The sequence below is a fragment of the Bradyrhizobium cosmicum genome, assembly GCF_007290395.2.
Classification (GTDB): Bacteria; Pseudomonadota; Alphaproteobacteria; order Rhizobiales; family Xanthobacteraceae; genus Bradyrhizobium; species Bradyrhizobium cosmicum.
Window position 1 is genome coordinate 275,461 of record NZ_CP041656.2, and the last position, 19,346, is coordinate 294,806.

Here is a 19,346-nt window from a genome sequence, read left to right on the forward strand (position 1 = left end):
TCAGTATCCCGCCCGCGTTCTGCCGTAGCCCGCCGGAGCCTTGGCGTTCGCGTCGAGCATCCAGCGCGCGCGGGGCTGGGCTTCCATCGTATCGGTCAGGCCGAGTGCGAGGCGTTCGGCGCCGGCCCAGGCGATCATCGCGCCGTTGTCGGTGCAGAGCGCGGGCGGCGGCATGATCAGCTGCGTCCCGGCTTGCCGCGCCACGTCAAAGAGCGCGCCACGAATCGCCTGATTGGCGGCGACGCCGCCGGCCGCCACCAGCGCATGCGGTGCGCCGAACCGTTCGCGGAAAAGCCTCAAGCCTACCCGTAGCCGGTCGGCGGTGGAGTCCAGCACGGCAGCCTGGAAGCTTGCGCAGAGGTCGCTGATGTCCTGCGGCGTGATCTCGGCGAGGCGGCTCGCTTCGTTGCGCACCGCTGTCTTCAACCCTGATAGCGAGAAGTTGGCATCGGGGCGCCCCTGCATGGGCCGCGGAAATGCAAAGCGCGTGGCGTCGCCGCCGGCCGCGGCGCGTTCGACCTGCGGACCGCCGGGATATGGCAGGCCCAGCATCTTCGCGACCTTGTCGAAGGCCTCGCCGATGGCGTCGTCGACCGTGGTGCCGAGTCGCACATACTGGCCGACGCCGGTGACTGCGACGATCTGGGTATGGCCGCCGGAGGCGAGGAACAGGCAGTAGGGAAATTCAACCCCGTCGGTCAGGCGCGGCGTCAGCGCGTGCGCTTCGAGATGGTTCACCGCGACCAGCGGGGTGTCATGAACCATCGCGATCGCCTTCGCGGTGGTGAGCCCGACGATGACGCCGCCGATCAGCCCCGGCCCTGCGGCCGCCGCGACGCCATCAAGCTGGGCGAAGCCGATCCCGGCCTCGCGCATCGCGCGGTCGATGATGCCGTCGAGCAGGTCGACATGCGCGCGTGCGGCGATCTCGGGCACGACGCCGCCGAAGCGGGCGTGCTCCTCGACCTGCGACCGGACGATGTTGGACAGGATCTTCCCGCTGCCGTCAGGCGCGCGCTCGATCACGGCTGCGGCGGTCTCGTCGCAGGTGGTCTCGATGCCCAGTACCAGCATTGGCGAATCGTTATCCAATTTGCGCCTTGCGCTCATCCGTAAAGCAGAGTTCTGGTACGTCCGGTAGCATTCCGGGGTCGGCCTGCGCAATCGTCACGCGCATCGATCCTCGTCAATGCGTCACCGCCACGTGGTTTCCGGAACACCTGCGATGTCCATTCTTGTCACACGGCCGCATCCCGACAACGAGGCGACGGCGGAGAATTTGCGCGCGCGGGGTCATGTGGTGCTGCTCGCGCCGGTGCTCAAGTTCGAGCCGGTCGCCTTCCATGACGAGAGTGAAGCGAACTACAGCGCCATCATCGTGACATCGGGCAATGCGATCCGGGCCGTCGCGCCGCAATTGCAGGACCTTGGCTTGAAGAACCTTGGGCTGCTGAAGCTGCCGCTGTTCGCGGTCGGCGAGCATACGGCTGCGGCGGCCCGCGCCGCCGGCTTTACCGAGGTGATCGTCGCGGCCGGCGATGCCGCAGCCTTGCGTGACAGAGTGATGCAGAGCGCGCGCGACAAGGTGCTGAAGATGAAAAGCACGCTGCTGTATCTGGCGGGTGCTGATCTGTCGCGCGATCTCGGCGCGGAACTTGGCGCCGAAGGATTCAACGTGGTGACGCAGACGACCTATCGCATGGCTCCGGTCAGGGTGCTGCCGCGCGAGGTTTGCGACGGCTTTGCCAACCATGGGATCGAGGCGGTGCTGCATTACTCCCGGCGCAGCGCGCGCGCCTTCCTGGATGCCGCGCGGGACGAAGGCGTCGAAATCTCGGCGCTGGCGATCCCGCAATGCTGCCTGTCCGAGACGGTCGCCAGCGTGCTGCGCGATGCCGGTGCGTCACAGGTTCTGGTGGCCGCGAGCCCGGACGAAAATGCCCTGTTCGATGCCTTGGAGCGTGCTTTGCGCACCCGTTTGGCGTAAGAGGTCGGGCCGAATCCGACGCAATCGGGTCCGTTTAGGGCATGTAAGTGTGAGGAACCGTCACGATGGCCGACGACAAGCCTGAAGACGCAGGATTGGCTCCCGAATCCGGCCGCGCCAAGCGCACGCCGCCCACCATCGAGCTTGAGGCGACCGAAGTTTCCACCCAGCCGCGGGAGGTGGCGGCCGAGCCCGAGGCTCAGCCGTCGCCCGGGCAGGGCGCGCACGAGCAGGTTGGTGCCGACGAAGCCCAGCCTGACTTGACCAAGCCTGATCCGGCCAAGCCTGACCTTGCCGAGCCTGACCAGCAGTCCGATCACGCCGAGGCGGCCGCCGCCGCTGCACCCGCGTCCGCGCCGGTGTCACCCTGGGTCGTCGCCCCGTTCGCCGGAGCGGCCGGAGCTGCGATCGTGATCGCGGTCGGCTGGATGCTGGGCTGGCCGGCCGTGCAGGCGCCGCCCGCCGCGCCGCAGGTGACGAGCGCGACGGTGGAGGCGCTGAGCGGACGCGTCGCCGCACTCGAAACCAGAATTGGCAAGCCCGCGGCGGATCCGGCCATGGTGGCGCGGATCGACGCGCTGGAAAAATTGGCCGGCGCGTTGCGCGGCGACATCGCCAATCTGCGGGCGCAATCCGACAAGACCGCGAGCGCGTTGAACGATGCGAAATCGGCGCCGCGCGATGTTGCAACATCGTCCGATCTCGCCAACCGCGTCGCGCAGCTTGAGCGCGCCAGCAAGACCGAACGGGCCGAGCTCGCACAACAGGGCGAGAAGATGGACGACAAGCCGCTGCGGCATGTGGTGGCGGCGACCCTGCTCGACGTTGCCGTTCGCCATGGCGATCCCTATCAGTCGCAGTTGTCCGCGGCGCGGTCGCTGGCGAGCAAGCCCGATGTGCTGAAGCCGCTCGACGGCTTCGCATCGTCAGGCATCCCGACGCCGGTCGCGCTGAGCCGCGAACTGCTCAACATCGTGCCGAAACTCTCTCCGCCGCCGGAAGCTCCCGCCGCCAATGCCGGCATCGTCGAGCGGCTCCAGGCAGGCGCGTCGAAACTCGTCCGCATCGAGCGCACCGATGGGGTCGGCAACGACCGCGGCGCCATCGTCGCGCGGGTGACGGCCGCGGCGCTGCGCAATGACTTCGTCGAAGCGCGGCGCGAGCTCAAGACGTTGCCCGAGGCCGATCGTACGCCGGCGCAGGCCTGGCTCGACAAGGCCGATGCCCGCGACGCCGCGCTCGCCGCGTCCCGTAAATTCGCCGACGATGCCATGGCGGATCTCGCAAAGCCCGCTCAATAAAGGTTCGCGCAACAATCTGCGCGTATAGGGATCGTCATGCTTCGCATCGTCCTCTTCCTCGTTCTGATCGCGCTGGCGGGCGCCGGCGCGGCCTGGATTGCCGATCAGCCTGGCGATCTCGTCCTCACTGCGGGCGGCTTCCGCGCCTCGACGACACTTCCCAGGTTCGTGTTCCTGCTCGGCCTCTTTGCCGTGGCCGTCGTGCTGGCCTGGAGCATCCTGACGACGCTCTGGCGCACGCCGGGCCGTCTGCGCCGCCGTCGTCATGAGAAGCGCCACGCGCGCGGGCGCCACGCCATCACCCACGGCCTGCTTGCGATCGGTCATGGCGATGCCGCGCTCGCCCGTCGTCACGCCGATACCGCGCGGCGCCTTGCCGCGAACGATCCGCTCGCGTTGCTCCTGCACGCGCAGTCGGCTCAGCTCGAAGGCAATCGCGACGAGGCCCAGCGGGTCTTCCGAGTCATGGCCGAGCGCGAGGACACGCGGCTGCTTGGTCTGCGCGGCCTGTTCATCGAGGCGCAGCGCGCCGACGATGCGGTCGGCGCCGTCATGATCGCCGAGGAAGCGATCAGGCTGTCGCCGTCCTCGACCTGGGCCTCGCATGCGGTGCTCGGTTTCCGCTGCGCGCGCGGCGACTGGAGCGGCGCGCTCGCGATCCTCGATTCGAATCTGGCCGCTGGCCTAATCGACAAGCAGGCCTATCGCCGCCAGCGCGGCGTGCTGCTCACCGCACGGGCGCTGGAATTGGAGACGATGGATCGCGACGTCGCGCGCGAGAGCGTGATGGAAGCGATCAAGCTGGCACCGACCCTGGTGCCGGCCGCGGTGCTCGCGGCAAAATTCGAGAGCGAGGCGCATCAGGTGCGCCGCGCCATGAAGCTGGTCGAAGCCGCTTGGCTCGCCAACCCGCATCCAGATCTCGCGGACGCCTACGCGCATGTGAAGCTCGGCGATTCCGCGCGGCAGCGCCTGCAGCGGGTCGAGACGCTTGCGGCGAAGACGCCGGCCGACAAGGCCGGCCATGTCGAGGGCCAGCTTGCGATCGCGCGCGCGGCGATCGATGCCTCCGAGTTCGCCCGCGCTCGCGCGGTGCTGACGCCTTACGTCAACGATCCGACCCAGCGCGTTGCGCTTCTGATGGCCGAGATCGAGCGCACCGAGCATGGCGACGGCGGCCGCGCCCGCGCCTGGACCTTGCGGGCCGTGCGCGCCCGCCACGATCCGGCCTGGACCGCGGACGGCTATGTCAGCGACCGCTGGCGTCCGGTGTCGCCTGTCACCGGCCGGCTCGATGCCTTCCAGTGGCAGACGCCGGTCGCAAGCCTGCCCTCGGACAGGGGGACGACGATCGAATCCTCGGCGTTCGAGGAAGCGATGCTGGCGGCCCCGCCGCCGAAACGGGTGACGGCGGCCCCGAGCGACAATCCGGTGGAACCGGCTTCGGCTGCGTCGACGCCCGCCGCGCAGGACAATTCACCGCTGGCCGTCCTGGAAGAGCCGGCGGTCACGCCGGCCGAGCCGGCCCCCGCGCCCGCCGAATCATCGCCCGCGGCGGCAACCCCGGTGTTCAGGACCCGTGCCGACCTCGGCAAGGCCGCGCCTGCCCCGATTTCCGCCGTCCTCCCGATCGTCCGAGCTCCAGATGATCCCGGGATCGATGACGAGGGGCCGAGCGATGAATTTACGGAACAAATCGGCACGCCCAAAGCCCAGGCCGGCGGCTGGCGTGGATTCTGGTCCCGCTGGGGCGCGTGAGCCGCATTTCGCGCCCCGCTTGTCCTTGCCAATTCGGGCCATGCCCGATATCAGAAGCGCGCGTATCGGGGCCGGCATCGCCCGGGCCCCGGCAGGGTTAGCCGCAATAGCTCAGTTGGTAGAGCACGTCATTCGTAATGACGGGGTCGGGGGTTCGAATCCCTCTTGCGGCACCAGCGCCCCAATTCATCCGATCGTCACAGGCCTGCGGTTTGCCTCCCGAAGACTGCGCGCGTTGTGCTTCGCGCGGGCGCCACTACGATGCGCCACTGACGCGTGCGCGTGACGGGGCCAAGCGGTGGACACGGAGAACGGGGCCAGGAAAACGGACCAGAGCGCATGGGTGCGGTTGGCCGGTCTCGTGATTCTCGCCGCAGGCATGACCACGATCGTCGCTGCGCGATCGCTCGAAATCTCGCGCCTGCACAGCCGGCTCTCCGTTCCGCCGCTCTATGACGACGTCTCCTATTTCCTCGACGCCATCGGGTGGATGAATGCGGCAGAAGGCCAAAGCATCCTGGCCAGTGCTTGGGGTCTGCTGCATCATCACGCACCGTTCTCGACACTGGTTGCTGCCATCGGATTTACGCTGTTTCCCGGCAGCTTCATCGGGCCTTATCTCGTTAACGCCGTGGTTGTCTTCGCATTCCTGCTTGGGATCGTCTGGCTGCTCTGGCGCCGGCCGGTGCTCGAGATCGCGGCGTGCCTGATTGCGGTGCCTTGCGTACCGGTTTTGTGGCACACGGTCACCGAAGCGCGGCCCGATCTGCCCTCAGGGCTTGCCATCGGTCTTATGGCTGGAGCCATTGTCGATCGTGGCGTGCTTGATCGCAGCGTGCGTTCGCTGGCGGGCCTGGGCGTTGCCTGCGCACTCGCCGCCAGCATCAAGCCGACGGCATTTCCCGCCGCACTCGTCTTGCTCGGCAGCGCCTTTGCGATCCGGCTGTTCGCCGATTGCATCCAGGCCGGGGGATTGCGGTTGTCGTTCCGTGCTGCGTTCAGCGCGCTGCTTTGGTTCATGTTGCCATTGATTGCGACCATCGCGGCGTTGATCGGGCCCGCCCTCGTCGAGACCGTCACCTACATCTTCAACGTATTCGTCGGTCAGCGCGACCTCTGGTCCACGGGCGAAAGCTTCTGGCCCGGACTGCTACGCTTTTCGATCGGCGGCGAGGGACAGTTTGGCCTGCGTTACTGGTTCGCCATCGGGTTGGCATTGATGCTGCTGCGTCTCGTGCTCGCGGCCATTCATGGCAAGGCCGCGCTGCTTGACGCCGTCGTTCTACTGGCGACCGTGCTCATCGCCTACGCCATTCCGTCCGTTGCGGAGATCAAGACCTATTATTTTGGCGCGATGTTCTATGGCCTGTTCATCGTCGCCATGGTGCTCAATGGCTGCGTGAGCTTCGCGCTTGTTGAAGAGCTTCTTGCCCGCTTCGGTCTCCACAACGACATCCGCCGCACCACGCTCACGGCCGCCCGGGTGCTGATGCTGGCGTTTGTTGCCCAGCTTTTCGTCCGGCACGTGGTTATCGGCCAGATCAGTACGGCGACGCCGCTGAGCGTTCAGCAGCAGGAGAGCATACGCGTTGCGACCGAACGGCTCTGGTCGTTACTGCGCGACATGAAGCCGGAGCAGCCCGGCCCTCTCACCGTCGGCTTCTCGAGCCCCTATCCGGTCACGTCAGCGACCATTCACCTCTATGCCGCGCAGGCGAAAATGAATCTCGTCATACGCAACGAGCTGTTTCACCGAAGCCCGCAGGCGACAGGAGATGCGCTGTTGAAGTCGGAGATCCTCGTGCTCTCGAGCTCGATCCCGCACACGCTGGTGGGGCCGCGCGTCGGTGACGAGCTCATGGCCCGCATGGATGCCGACAAGAGTGTCTGCGTGCTGGAGACCATGACATTTCCGGACGTGACGCTGCGGGTCTATCGGCGCGGATGCTGACCGCGGCGGGCCGGTTCGAACGGACCGGCAGTCCGTGTGAGGCTGATCACATAATCCCGGCCGCATCTCCCGTAATGTCCTGGTTACGCAAACACGGGGAGATTTCACATGCGCAAGATCATTCTGGTTGCCGCCATGGTCCTGGCTTCCGCGTCTGCCCATGCGGGCGACCGCAGCCTGTCGCTGTCCACGGCAACGGCCGCTCCACAAGCCACGACGACCACGGCCCCGACGACGCAAATCAGCGATGTCGCGCCGGTCGTCGAGGCTCCGAAATATGTCGATCGCCCGCCGGCTATCCCGGCTGCTCCGGCTCCCGCCGCTGCCCCCGCTCCCGCGCCCGCCGCAGCGACCGCGCCTGTCGTGACCACGACGGCGTCAGCGCCGGTCGCAACCCAGCCTGCGGCAAAGACGACGGCGAAAGCGAGCAAGCCGAAGCACCAGCGCGCCTGGACCGAGCGCCGCATCATCGGCGAGCTGCATCGCCACGGCATCTACTGGTAAGCCGTCGCTTCCTCCCAAAGCAAACGGCCGGGCGAAAGCCCGGCCATGCGCGTATCGAAGCGGTGATCGCGCTTACTGCGAAACCGTCTGCACCACGCTCGAGATCGGACGCGTGGTCGTGCTGGCAGTCGGCACCTTCATATCCTTCAGCACCGCCTCGTCATATTCCGGCAACGACTGGAAGGTCGTCTTGGCCTTGATCTGCACGATCTTGTAACCGCCGGCCTTCAGCCGCGCGAGCAGGGTCGGCAGCGCCTCGCCCGTGTGCTTCTGGAAGTCGTGCATCAGGATGATTCCCTTGCCGAGCTTGTCGAGCTTGGTCATCACCGTGTTGACGATCTTCTCCGGGGTGGCGCCTTTCCTGAAGTCGAAGGAATCCAGATCGGTCGACCACATCGCGACGTTGCGGGTGCCGAGATAGCTCACCATGGCGGGATTGTGCTGAAGCTGCGGAAAGCGGAAGAACGGCGCCGGGTTGGTGCCGAGCGCGAGCTTCACGGCGCTGAAGCCCTTCTCGATTTCGTCCTTGGCCTGCTGCTCCGTCAACTTCTTGCTGTTGAGATTGAGATGCGACCAGGTGTGCGTGCCGACCGTGTGGCCCTGGGCCAGCACCTGGCGCAGGATTTCCGGATGCCAGCTCGCGTGCTTGCCGACCGAGAAGAACAGGCCCTTGGCGCATTCATCCGCGAGCGCCTTCAGCACCGCGGGCGTGTTGACCGGCCAGGGGCTGTCGTCGAAGGTCAGCACGACCTCCTTGTCGGTGAGGAAGTCGAATTGCTTGAACGTTTCGAAGCCGAAGCCGGGGCCGCCGGTGGTGTCGATCTCGACCACGCGGGAAACGCCCAGCGCGTTCGGATTGGCGCAAGCCTGCTTCGGCTGAACCGGCATCGCCGGAGCGGGCGCAGGGGCCGCTGCCTGAGCCATTGCCGTCGGCTTGGCCGCGATCGTCGCGGTCGTTGAGACGTCATCCTTGGCGGCGAGCTTGGCCGGTGCCGGCAATGGATCGGCGGCACGGGCGGCAATTGTCTTGGGAGCGCCCTGATCGGCGATCGAGGAATAATAAAACCAACCGCCGGCGGCGATCACGACCGCCGCAACTACACTGGCCAGCATCAGGCCCAACGCATTACGCATCGTTACTCTTTCCAATTACGCAACCAAACCGGCGGATTTCCCCGCGTGCCCGGTTATTAATGCGAAGGAACAGTTAACGTGACACCAACACGACAGCGTTTGCGCCGGTTTTTCAGCAGGGTGCGCCAACGTGACCGATGTCACAGTTCGGGTGCGGCCCGTGACCGTCATCACAGTAGAAAGTGTTTTGCTGGAGCATCGTCAGTCCCATCAACAACGGGCGTTCGCCACGGCGGCGCCAATGGGAGCTTCAAATGACCACCTCGCTGAACACCAAGTCGTTCTCTACCAGGTCCCTGACCAGCAAGATCCGCGACACCAGCCTGGCTCTGGGCTTTGCCGCGATCGTCTCGATCGTCTCGACGACCTCGAGCTTCGCCTTCTCGGCCGAAGCACAGCAGCAGTGCACAGGCGACGCCTTCCGCCTGTGCTCGTCGGAAATCCCCAACATCCCGAAGATCACGGCGTGCATGATGAAGCACCGCTCGGATCTGAGCGCCGGCTGCCGCGCCGTGATGGACAAGGATCTCGCCAAGGGCGCCTCACGCAAGGTCGCTGACGCCCAGGACAGCCAGTAAGAGACAGCCAGTAAGAGACAGTCAGTAAGCGCGCGCGGCGCATCGCGCGTCGTCGTCATCGAGCTCCCCTCGCGATGTGCCCCGGCGTCAAGCCGGGGCCACGCGGCGGCGCCCTGTAGCCCGCCAATAAAGCCGTTGCGGCTGAGAGATCGTCGCACTAGCTTCGCCCGCACATCTTCCGGGTAAGAGGCATTACGCGATGACCAAATTCCTTTTCATTCTTCCTCTGCTCCTGTGCGCATCGGGCGCATCGGCGCAGCATCAGCCCGGACAGGACGCCTGCGCGCGCGATGTCACGCGCTTCTGCCGTCCGGTCATGAACAATGGCGATGGCGCCGTGCTCGCCTGCCTGAAGCAGAATCGCGCGAAGCTGAGCAAGGGCTGCGAAAAGGTGCTGACCGATCACGGGCAGTAAACGCACCGTCGTCATTCCGGGCTCGCGCCTGACGGCGCCGGAATGACGATCCAAATTAGGTGCTGCTTCCCGCCGCGGTCGCGACCACAGGCAGCACCTCGGCGCTGGCACGATCCGGCGTCTCTTCCTTCCAGCGCACCGAGCCGAACGGCCGCTCCAGCATGCGGCGGATCCGCACCGGATCGGGGCCGACGTGGAAATCGATCGCCTGCTGATGCAGCGCGCGCTCGGATTGGGTCGAACGGTTGCGCTGGCGCAGATAGTCGAACCAGGTCGGGCAGTGATAGCGCTCGGTCCACAATTCGGGATCGGCGATGTCGCGCGCGATCGACCAGCCATAGGCGCCGTTGCGCTGCCGGGAGAGTTGCACGTCCTGCATCACGTTGTGGAAGGCGCGCGCGTTCTCCTGAGACACCCGGTATTCGATCTCGACCACCAGGGGCCCGCTGCGGCCGGTGAGCGACAGCTTCACCTCGGGATCGGCCAGCACGTCGGCGTCCTCGTTGCGGGCGCCGACGCGCGGCATCGTGAGCCAGAGTCCGAGCACCGGCGAGATCAGCATCAGACCGGCGGCCGTCAACAGCGCGATTTCGACGCCGGCATAATCGGTGAGATGGCCCCAGCCCCAGGCGCCGATCGCGATGCCGCCGGAGATCGAGGCCTGGAACGCTGCGAGCGAACGGCCGGCGACCCAGCGCGGCGCCGAGAGCTGCACGCCGATATTGAACAGTGCGATCGCGGCCATCCAGACCGCGCCCGCGAGCACCAGCGCAGCTGCAGTGAGCACCGGCTCGTTGCTGACCGCGAGCGCTGCCATCGCGAACGCCATCGAGATGGTGCAGGCGCGGATCGCGGCCTCGCCGCTCATGCGCTTGCGCAGTTCGTGAATGTTGAGCGCGCCGATGACCGCGCCCATGCCGAAGGCGCCGAGCATGATGCCGTAAGTCTGCGCGCCGCCATGGAGCAGGTCGCGCGCGACCAGCGGCATCAGCGCCATCACCGCGCCGCCGATCAGCCCCATCACCAATGTGCGCAACAGCACGATCTTGATCGGCGGCGAATTGGTGATGTAGCGGAAGCCCGAGACCATGGCGCGGTTGAGCTTTTCCCGCGGCAGGCGTGACGGTTCGGTGTTGCGCCGCCACAGCAGCAACACCACCAGCAGCGGCAAATAGAGGATCGCATTGCAGGCGAAGGCGGCCACCGCGCCGAGCGAGGCGACGATGACGCCGCCGACCGCGGGACCGAAGCTGCGTGCGATATTGTAGCTGATGCCGTTCAGCGCGACGGCCGACGGCAGGGCTTCGGGCGGAACCTGCTCGCTGACCGAGGATTGCCACGCCGGTCCGAACAGCGCATTGCCGCTGCCCACCACGAAGCAGAAGACGAGCAGCGTTTCCGGGGTAGTCAGCTGGAGCCAGGCCAGCACCGTCAGCGCCGTCGCACCGATCAGCGCGATCGCGAGCGAAATCAGGGTCACGATACGGCGGTCATACATGTCGGCGATGGCGCCGGCCGGCATCGAGATCAGCATGATCGGCAGCATCAGCGCGGTCTGCACCAGTGCGACCTTGTCGGCCGAGGCCGCCATCTGCGTCATCGCCCAGGCCGCGCCCACGCCCTGGATCAGCAGGCCGAGATTGGAGAGCAGGCTGGCGAGCCAGATGCGCCGGAACAGGGTGTACCGCAGCGGGGCGGTTATGCCGTCGGCCGCAATTTTCTGACGGTTCGTCTGCTCGGTCATATCCCCTTCCATATCGGATGGCAGAAGTGCTCTGGGAGCGGTCCTTGGGTGATTCCGGCGAATCCAGTGATGCCTGTGAAAGTCCTTCGCTGTCCAGTGGTTAGGCCGGTATAAGCGGTGCAAAGACTCGAGGTTTTGCCGGGAGGAACACATGAAGCTGTCGCGACGCACAATTCTGCAAGGAGCGGGCAGCCTGCCCTTCGCAATTGCGAGCTTGCGGACGGGCGCGCTTGCCCAGAGTGCGCCCGCGGCGCAAAGCGCCGAGGTGTCTCCCGTCCTGTTCGTTCACGGCAATGGCGATTACGATGCGCTCTGGATGACGACGCTGTGGCGGATGGAATCCAACGGCATTGCGCGCGATCGCATGATGGCGATCAATTTCACCGATCCCAATGCGCGCAGCGACGACAAGGTCGAGCAGGCGAACCGCTCCTCGACCGAGGACCAGCGCCGCGAGCTCGCCGCCGCCATCGTCGAGTTGAAGCGGCGCACGGGCGCGTCCCGCGTGGCGCTGGTTGGCAGTTCGCGCGGCGGCTATGCCATTCGCAACGTCATCAAGAACGGCGGTGCCGTGGATGTCAGCCACGCCGTCTTGTGCGGCACGCCCAATCACGGCGTGTTCGCGACCGACGATCAGCCCAACAGCGAATTCAATGGCCGCGGCGGGTTCCTGCGCGGTTTGAACGAGGGCGAGAGCGAGGTGACGCCGGGCACGGCCTTTCTCACCCTGCGCAGCGACGGCATGGACAAATATGCGCAGGCCGACGGCCGCTTCATCGGCAAGCCCGGCACGTCGACCGGCGTCACCGTTGAAGGCCCCGAACTGAAGGGCGCGACCAATCTGGTGCTCGGCGCGCTTGATCATCGCGAGGTGGCGTTCCACCCCAGAGCCTTCCGCGAGATCTACAAGTTCATCGCGGGACGCGAGCCTGCACGGATCGCGATTATGCCGGAGCAGAGCGTCCGGCTGAGCGGTCTCGTCTCGGGCACGCCGGGTGGCGTGTCGACCAATCGGCCGGTGGCGGGTGCAACCGTCGATATCTTCCGCGTCGACCCCGAAACCGGTGAGCGCATGGGCAATGCCCTGCATAGCGCGAAGACAGGCGCGGACGGCCGCTGGGGTCCTGCGCAGGTCGAGCCGTCCTGGTCGCTCGAATTCGTCCTCGCGTCGCCGGATGCGCCGATCACGCATATCTACCGCTCGCCCTTTGCGCGCTCGTCTGAAATTGTCCATCTGCGCGCCGCGCGCCCGCTCGGGCCGGCGGACAAGGACGCCGGGGCGGTCGTGATCATGTCGCGGCCGCGGGGCTATTTCGGGCTGCCGCGAGACGTCGTGCTGCTGGACGGCAAGGAGCCCAAGGACGTCAAGCCGGGCGTGCCCACGGATTCGGCAACGACCCTGCGCCTTCCGGCGAGCGAGGTCGGGCGTAACATCGTGGCCCAGTTCGGCGAAGAACGAATTGTGGCACGTCTCTGGCCTGCGTCCGAAAACAGGATTGCGATTGCCGAACTGACTTATTAGCTATTTGCCTGCGTCACATCTCTCGGGAGGGAGCCATGAATATTGCCAGTGTGCGTCGGCCCATCGTCCCTCCGACCCCGCCGCGTGCGCCCGATGACATGTCGTTCCTCGGCCGGGTCGCGCTCCTCCGGCAGAACATGATCGCGACTTGGGGGCAGCGCGCCTATGAGGAAGACGTCATCAAGGGACGCTTCTTCCTGCAACACAGCTTCATCCTGAATCGTCCGGATGCGATCCGGCATGTGCTGCTCAGCAACTATGAGAACTACACGCGCACGCCGGCCGGCATCCGCATGCTGCGTCCCGTGCTCGGCGAAGGCCTCCTGATCGCGGAAGGCCAGGCCTGGACCTTTCAGCGCCGCACGCTCGCGCCGGCCTTCACGCCGCGAGCGACCGCGAACCTCGTTCCGCACATGACGGCGGTGCTGGACGAGACCATTGAAAAGCTCGATGCGCAGTCGGGCGCGCCGGTCGACCTGCGCGAAATCATGCAACGCATGACGCTCGAGATCGCCGGGCGTACGATGTTCTCCTTCGGCATGGACCGGCACGGCCCGACCCTGCGCAACTTCGTCGTGGAATATGGCGAGCGGCTCGGTCGGCCGTATTTCCTCGACATGCTGTTGCCGGTGTCCTGGCCGAGCCCGATGGATTTTCCGCGCGCCCGTTTCCGCAAGCGCTGGACCGAATTCGTTGCGATGCTGATCGCCGAGCGGCGGGCGATGGGCAAGAAGGACGGCGCACCGCCGCGCGACCTGTTCGATCTCATGGACGCGGCGCGTGACCCCGAAACCGGCAAGGGCTTTTCCGACGAACAGCTTGTCGACGAGGTCGCGACCATGATTCTCGCCGGTCACGAGACCACCGCGACGGCGCTGTTCTGGGCGCTCTATCTGCTCGCGCTCGATCCGCACACGCAGGAAGAGGTGGCGTCCGAGACGCGCGGCGAACATCTCGACAGCATGGCCGACATCGATCGCCAGAAATTCACCCGTGCGGTGATCGACGAGACGATGCGGCTCTATCCGCCCGCCTTCCTGGTCGCGCGAGCCGCGCGCGAGAAGGACAACGCGGCCGGCGTCGAGATCGGCAAGGGCGACATCGTCATGATCGCGCCCTGGCTTCTGCACCGGCACGAGAAGCTGTGGGACCAGCCGAACGCGTTCATTCCGAAGCGTTTCATGTCGAAAGAGGCGCCCGATCGTTTTGCCTATTTGCCGTTCGGCGCTGGCCCGCGCGTCTGCATCGGCGCGCCGTTCGCACAGGCCGAATCCGTGCTGGCGCTGGCGCGGCTGATCGGCGCGTTCCGCGTCGAGCTTGCCGACAGCATTCCCGTGGTCCCGCATGGCGTCGTCACGACCCAGCCGGATCGTTCACCCCTCTTTCGCATCACGCGTCGGTGACAGACGTTGGTCTGGCCGATGGCGCGATCGATCCTGATAGAGTTACGCCATGAGCGACATCCAGGCCCAGTTCTCCGTTCTGAAGCAGACCGCCGACGCGAAGGTGGTCGATGCGATCGCGCGTCTCATCGACGATGGCGAGGATCACGAGCTCAACCGCGTCAATGTCCTCGATTTTTCCAGGGAGCACGGTCTGGACGAGGAGCGGGCGATCTCGGGCTTCCTGCATTCGGCGCGGCTCGGGTTGTTCGATCTCGGCTGGAATGTGCTGTGCCCGGGCTGCGGGGGCGTGCTGGGGGCGCATTCGACCCTGAAGGCGCTCAAGCCCGACGACTATCACTGCGCGCTCTGCGCCTGTGGCTACAAGGCCTCGGTCGACGATCAGGTCGAGGTGTCCTTCACCGTAAATCCGCGCGTGCGGCGCATCGCGGCGCACGATCCTGATACGCTTCCCGTGTGGGACTATTTCAGGCAGGTGTTCTGGAGTTCCGGCGTCGATTTCAACAAGGAATCGTTCGCGACGCTCGCCAACGAGGTGACGCTCGATACGATGGAGCTGCCGGCGGGTGAAAAGGCGACCATGTCGCTGCAACTGCCGAACGACTTCATCATCATCTTCGAGCCGGTGACGCACGCCGCTCATTTCATCGACGTTCAGGGGGAGCCGACCAAGGACCGTCAGCAGCTCGCCATCATGTACAACAGGGTGCAGGCGCCGACGGGGACCACGACCATGCGGCCGGGACCGTTGCGGCTGTCGCTGGAGAACCAGGCCGGCGTACGCGTGCTGCCGTCGGTGTTCATCGCGGCCGAGGCGCTTCATCACCTCATCGGCAAGCGCAAGCCGTTCCTCACCGCCAAGCGGATGCTGTCGAACCAGACCTTTCGCGACGTGTTCAAGGCGGACAATCTCAGCCTCGACCAGCGTCTGCAGATCACGTCGCTGACCTTCCTGTTCACCGATCTGAAGGGCTCGACCGCGCTCTACGAGCGCGTCGGTGATCTTGCCGCCTTCGATCTCGTGCGCGCGCATTTCCACGCGCTGCTCGAGATCATCTCTTCCGAGAAGGGCGCGGTGGTGAAGACGATCGGCGATGCCGTGATGGCGACTTTCGTTCGCCCCGAGCACGCGATCGTCGCCGGCTTGCGGATGCGCGCGGCGATGGACGAGCTCAACAAGAAGCGCGGCACCGACGATCTCATCGTCAAGATCGGCATTCATGAAGGTCCTTGCCTCGCTGTGATGCTCAACGAGCGGCAGGATTATTTCGGTCAGACCGTCAACATCGCCGCCCGCGTGCAGAGCCTGTCGACCGCGCAGGAGATCCACATCACCGGCCCGGTGCTGGATGCACCGGCCGTGGCGGAGGTGCTGAAGCAGCACGAAATCAGGCCGATCCAGAAGCAGGCCGCGCTGCGCGGCATCGCCGACAAGATGGTGGTGTACGAGATCCGGTGAGCCTTAACCGGTCATTCCGGATTCGCGCTTTGCGCGCCCCGGAATGCCGGCGCCCGGATTGCCGAAACGTAATGCAGCGCGCGGAACTGACGCACGTTGCGCCGGTTGAGTTTCCTGCTCATATAATGCTGGTAACGCCGCACCCCAGCGGCTTCATCGACTTCGGTAGGACCCTATGCTCGACGGCTTGCGCCAATTCATCGCCGACATTGTTGCGCCCCAGGCCGGGGACCGCGCATTCGGCGACAGCGACTACCGGCTGGCGGCGACCGCGCTGCTGGTTCACGTGGTCTCGCTGGACGGTCAGCCGACGGCGGCCGAGCAGCGGAAGCTGCACAATTTGATCGAAAGCCATTTCGGGCTCGATCGCGGCACTGCGGATCGGCTGATCGCGGATGCGACCCAGGTGGAGGGCGAGGCCGTCGACCTCTATCACTTCACCAGCGTCATCATGCGCTCGCTCGACGAAGAGGGCCGCAAGCGCATCGTCCAGATGATGTGGGAGCTGGTCTATGCCGACGGCCAGGTCACCGAGTTCGAGGACAACGTGGTCTGGCGGGCGTCCGACCTGCTGGGGATTTCGCAGCGCGACCGGATCGACCTGAAGCATGCGGTCGCGGACCGGGTCGGTGGCCAGGTCAAGGACGGCGCTGTCGGCGGCTGAACCCCGCCACCCCAGCGATATTGCCGGTTGTGCGGACCACATGACGAAACTTTAATGTAGCTCGGGCCGCCCGGCTTCCGGATTCCCCGTCGAATCCGCGGTTTTCCTGCTTTCCCTGTCGCCCGCTCAAGCCGCCATGCTGTCAGCGCCGCTTGCCTGTCGCGCACGGCCTATGCTCTCGTTCCACCATTGCCGGGCGAAAAAACTTCAATTCAAGAGACTTCGATCGTGACTGAACGGGTAACGTTGATCACTGGTGCCTCTGCGGGCATAGGCACGGAGCTGGCGCGTGTGTTCGCCGCGAACGGACACCGTCTGGCGCTGACGGCGCGGCGGGCGGACCGTCTGGAGACGCTCGCGAACGAGCTTGCTGCCAAGGGCGGCAAGAAGCCGATCGTGATCGCCTGCGATCTCCAGCAAGCCGACGCCGGCGAGAAGATCGCCGCCGCGCTCGCCGCCGAAGGCGTCGAGCTCGATCATCTCGTCAACAATGCCGGCTTCGGCGTGTTCGGCGATGCAATCGAGTGCGATCGCGCCGAACAGGTTGGCATCGTCGATGTCAACGTCCGGGCTCTGACGGATCTGTCGCTGCGATTTACCGATCAGCTTATCAGGAACAAGGGCGGTCTTCTCAACGTCGGATCTGTCGCCGGCTTTCTGCCCGGCCCTGGCATGGCGGTCTACTACGCGTCCAAGGCCTATGTGATTTCTCTCACCGAGGCTTTGCGGGCGGAGCTCGCGCCGCGCGGGGTTCGTGTCACGGTGCTTTGCCCGGGTCCGGTGCCCACCGAATTCCAGGCCCGCGCCCGCGTCGGGTCCGGACACAATACGGCCCTTCTCAACGTTCCCGCCGCCGATGTTGCGCGCCAGGCCTATCGTGGGCTGATGGCCAACAAACGGGCGGTGCTGCCCGGTCTCGGCATCAAGATCGTGCCGTTCGCGCTGCGTTTCTTTCCGCGCGGCTTCATCCTGTCCGCCACCAGTCGGTTCCAGCGGCAGAGACACTAAAGCGTCCGTAGTGGCCCGGAGCTTGCTTCATGCGGATGCGTGTGTGCGCGAACTCACACGATGTTAACCATCACTTAGCTATGCTGATGGTCTGAACCGATAGCACTCGCAGAGGCCATGTCGTTCCGGACGAACAGGTTTGGTGGCGCAGAGGTGGTGCCCTTCACGAGAAGGACGCCGGGCACGGCCGCCTCCGAAACGAAGTTGCCGGTTCTCATCATTCTGCATCAGGAATCTTCGAGCCCCGGCCGCGTTGGCAATGCGCTCCGCGCGCTCGGCCATCGCCTCGACATCCGCCGTCCCCGCTTCGGCGATGCTCTGCCAGAGACACTCGACCGGCATGCCGGCGCCGTGGTCTTCGGCGGCCCGATGAGCGCCAACGATCCCGACGACTACGTCCGCCGGGAGATCGACTGGATCGAAATTCCGCTTCGCGAACAGCGGCCATTTCTCGGCATCTGCCTTGGCGCGCAGATGCTGGCGATGCAGTTAGGCGCCCGCGTCGCGCCGCATGCGCAGGCGCTGACCCAGATCGGCTACTACCCGATCCGCCCGACTGCCGCGGGGCACGCGCTCTGCCCGGCCTGGCCGGCGCAGGTCTACCACTGGCATCGCGAAGGCTTCGAGCTGCCCGTTGGCACTGAGCTGCTTGCGGAGGGCGATGATTTTCCGGTTCAGGCATTCCGCGCGAGCAATGCCTTTGGCGTGCAGTTTCATCCTGATGTGACCTACGCGATGATGCATCGCTGGACCACGCGCGGCTATGACGGTCTCAGCGCGCCGGGCGCGCGGCAGCGGCATCATCATTTCGCGGATCGTGCTGTCTACGATGCCGCCGAACGCGCCTGGCTCGCTCATTTCATCGACGGCTGGCTGGCGCGCCGGCCGGTGCTGGCCCAAGCCGCCGAATAGTCGCGATTTCACGCAGGCTCCTGGCGCAAGCCCTTGCTCCTTCCCCGGATATGCTAGGCTCATTCCTAACGAGCGCGCGCGAACGCGTGCCGGCAGCCAAAGGGAGAGCGTCATGACCTATGAACACATTCTCTATGAGGTGAGCGACAAGATCGCGACCATCACGCTCAATCGCCCCGATCGCATGAATGCGTGGACGCCGATCATGGAGCGCGACGTGCGTCACGCGATGGAAGCATCGAGCGCAGACGACAATGTCCGCGTCATCGTGCTCACCGGCGCGGGCCGCGCCTTCTGTGCCGGCGCCGACATGGATGCACTGAAGGGGCTCGATCCCAATGACGTCAGGCGCGCGTCGAATTTGCCGCCCTTCGACATGAACCGCCGTCCGGACTGGCAGACGCGCTATGGCTTCTATCCGTCGATTGGAAAACCCGTCATCGCCATGCTCAACGGTGCCACCGCCGGCATCGGCCTCGTCCACGCACTCTATTGCGACCTGCGCTTTGCCGCCGACAATACCGTGTTCACGACAGCCTTCGCGCGGCGCGGCCTGATCGCCGAGCACGGCATGTCCTGGATGCTGCCGCACATCGTCGGCCACGCCAATGCGATGGACCTGTTGCTCTCGGCCCGCCGCGTGGGAAGCGACGAGGCGCTGCGGATCGGCTTGGTCAACCGGCTCTGCTCGCCGGAGAAGCTGCGCGAGGAGACCTATGCCTATGCGCGCGACCTCGCGGACATGGTGTCCCCGAGCGCCATGGCCGTGATCAAGCGGCAGCTCTACGAAGTGCCGTTCCAGACTCTGGCCGAGGCCACGATCGAGGCGAACCGGGAGATGATGGTGGCGCTGAACGGCAGCGATTTCCGAGAGGGCGTCGCCAGCTTCATGGAGAAGCGGCCGCCAAGGTTTACGGGGAAGTAGGGGGCGGGGATCTGAGGAGGTAGCCCGGCCTCGCCCTTCGGGCTACGCCGCGGCAGCCTTCGCTACGAAGCGGCTTGCCGA

At 65.8% G+C, this 19,346-nt stretch carries 17 protein-coding genes and 1 tRNA gene; 15 read left to right on the forward strand and 3 right to left on the reverse strand.

Annotation, left to right across the window (positions count from 1 at the left end; all coding sequences use genetic code 11):
* On the reverse strand, positions 1-1,074 hold the full coding sequence (tsaD, locus tag FNV92_RS01290; protein WP_143842541.1) for a tRNA (adenosine(37)-N6)-threonylcarbamoyltransferase complex transferase subunit TsaD: 1,074 nt from the start codon (positions 1,072-1,074) through the stop codon (positions 1-3).
* 151 nt (positions 1,075-1,225) lie between these two features.
* On the opposite strand from tsaD, the gene FNV92_RS01295 reads away from it, so the two are divergent.
* The 6 genes from FNV92_RS01295 (at position 1,226) to FNV92_RS01320 (ending at position 7,501) form a co-directional block, all read left to right on the forward strand.
* Positions 1,226-1,987 (forward strand): uroporphyrinogen-III synthase, encoded by a 762-nt coding sequence (locus FNV92_RS01295; RefSeq protein ID WP_143842540.1) that lies wholly within the window; start codon positions 1,226-1,228, stop codon positions 1,985-1,987.
* 65 nt (positions 1,988-2,052) lie between these two features.
* Positions 2,053-3,288, forward strand: coding sequence for a COG4223 family protein (locus tag FNV92_RS01300; RefSeq protein ID WP_143842539.1), 1,236 nt, complete (start codon positions 2,053-2,055; stop codon positions 3,286-3,288).
* Between the two features lie 36 nt (positions 3,289-3,324).
* Positions 3,325-5,046 carry a heme biosynthesis protein HemY gene (locus tag FNV92_RS01305; protein WP_143842538.1) on the forward strand — a complete coding sequence of 574 codons (1,722 nt, stop codon included), beginning with the start codon at positions 3,325-3,327 and terminating at the stop codon, positions 5,044-5,046.
* A gap of 100 nt (positions 5,047-5,146) precedes the next feature.
* A tRNA-Thr gene (locus FNV92_RS01310) sits at positions 5,147-5,222 on the forward strand.
* A gap of 167 nt (positions 5,223-5,389) precedes the next feature.
* Entirely contained in the window at positions 5,390-6,997 is a 1,608-nt protein-coding gene (locus FNV92_RS01315) for a hypothetical protein (RefSeq protein ID WP_143842537.1), read from the forward strand.
* A gap of 108 nt (positions 6,998-7,105) precedes the next feature.
* Positions 7,106-7,501 carry a hypothetical protein gene (locus FNV92_RS01320; RefSeq protein ID WP_014438905.1) on the forward strand — a complete coding sequence of 132 codons (396 nt, stop codon included), beginning with the start codon at positions 7,106-7,108 and terminating at the stop codon, positions 7,499-7,501.
* A 72-nt stretch (positions 7,502-7,573) separates the two neighbouring features.
* Here the strand turns inward: FNV92_RS01320 and FNV92_RS01325 are convergent, their stop codons facing one another.
* The gene (locus FNV92_RS01325; protein WP_143842536.1) at positions 7,574-8,635 is read right to left on the reverse strand and encodes a polysaccharide deacetylase family protein; all 1,062 of its coding nucleotides are present in this window, start codon (positions 8,633-8,635) and stop codon (positions 7,574-7,576) included.
* Between the two features lie 254 nt (positions 8,636-8,889).
* Between FNV92_RS01325 and FNV92_RS01330 the strand changes: the two genes are divergently transcribed.
* Positions 8,890-9,213: a hypothetical protein gene (locus FNV92_RS01330; protein ID WP_014438907.1), complete on the forward strand. Its 324-nt coding sequence runs from the start codon at positions 8,890-8,892 to the stop codon at positions 9,211-9,213.
* A gap of 199 nt (positions 9,214-9,412) precedes the next feature.
* Positions 9,413-9,628: a hypothetical protein gene (locus FNV92_RS01335; protein WP_143842535.1), complete on the forward strand. Its 216-nt coding sequence runs from the start codon at positions 9,413-9,415 to the stop codon at positions 9,626-9,628.
* A 55-nt stretch (positions 9,629-9,683) separates the two neighbouring features.
* On the opposite strand, the gene FNV92_RS01340 is transcribed toward FNV92_RS01335, so the two are convergent.
* Positions 9,684-11,372: an MFS transporter gene (locus FNV92_RS01340; RefSeq protein ID WP_143842534.1), complete on the reverse strand. Its 1,689-nt coding sequence runs from the start codon at positions 11,370-11,372 to the stop codon at positions 9,684-9,686.
* 151 nt (positions 11,373-11,523) lie between these two features.
* Here FNV92_RS01340 and FNV92_RS01345 point away from each other — a divergent pair, with 151 nt between their 5' ends.
* The 7 genes from FNV92_RS01345 (at position 11,524) to FNV92_RS01375 (ending at position 19,265) form a co-directional block, all read left to right on the forward strand.
* Positions 11,524-12,894, forward strand: coding sequence for a hydrolase (locus FNV92_RS01345; RefSeq protein WP_143842533.1), 1,371 nt, complete (start codon positions 11,524-11,526; stop codon positions 12,892-12,894).
* 35 nt (positions 12,895-12,929) lie between these two features.
* Positions 12,930-14,297: a cytochrome P450 gene (locus FNV92_RS01350; RefSeq protein ID WP_143842532.1), complete on the forward strand. Its 1,368-nt coding sequence runs from the start codon at positions 12,930-12,932 to the stop codon at positions 14,295-14,297.
* 49 nt (positions 14,298-14,346) lie between these two features.
* Positions 14,347-15,756, forward strand: coding sequence for an adenylate/guanylate cyclase domain-containing protein (locus tag FNV92_RS01355; RefSeq protein WP_014438912.1), 1,410 nt, complete (start codon positions 14,347-14,349; stop codon positions 15,754-15,756).
* A 175-nt stretch (positions 15,757-15,931) separates the two neighbouring features.
* A complete protein-coding gene (locus FNV92_RS01360) occupies positions 15,932-16,420 on the forward strand; it encodes a tellurite resistance TerB family protein (protein WP_014438913.1) in 489 nt (162 codons plus the stop codon).
* A gap of 228 nt (positions 16,421-16,648) precedes the next feature.
* Entirely contained in the window at positions 16,649-17,428 is a 780-nt protein-coding gene (locus tag FNV92_RS01365) for an SDR family NAD(P)-dependent oxidoreductase (protein ID WP_143846120.1), read from the forward strand.
* A 117-nt stretch (positions 17,429-17,545) separates the two neighbouring features.
* Entirely contained in the window at positions 17,546-18,340 is a 795-nt protein-coding gene (locus FNV92_RS01370) for a glutamine amidotransferase (protein WP_014438915.1), read from the forward strand.
* A 112-nt stretch (positions 18,341-18,452) separates the two neighbouring features.
* The gene (locus FNV92_RS01375) at positions 18,453-19,265 is read left to right on the forward strand and encodes an enoyl-CoA hydratase (RefSeq protein WP_143842531.1); all 813 of its coding nucleotides are present in this window, start codon (positions 18,453-18,455) and stop codon (positions 19,263-19,265) included.
* Positions 19,266-19,346: the final 81 nt, after the last annotated feature.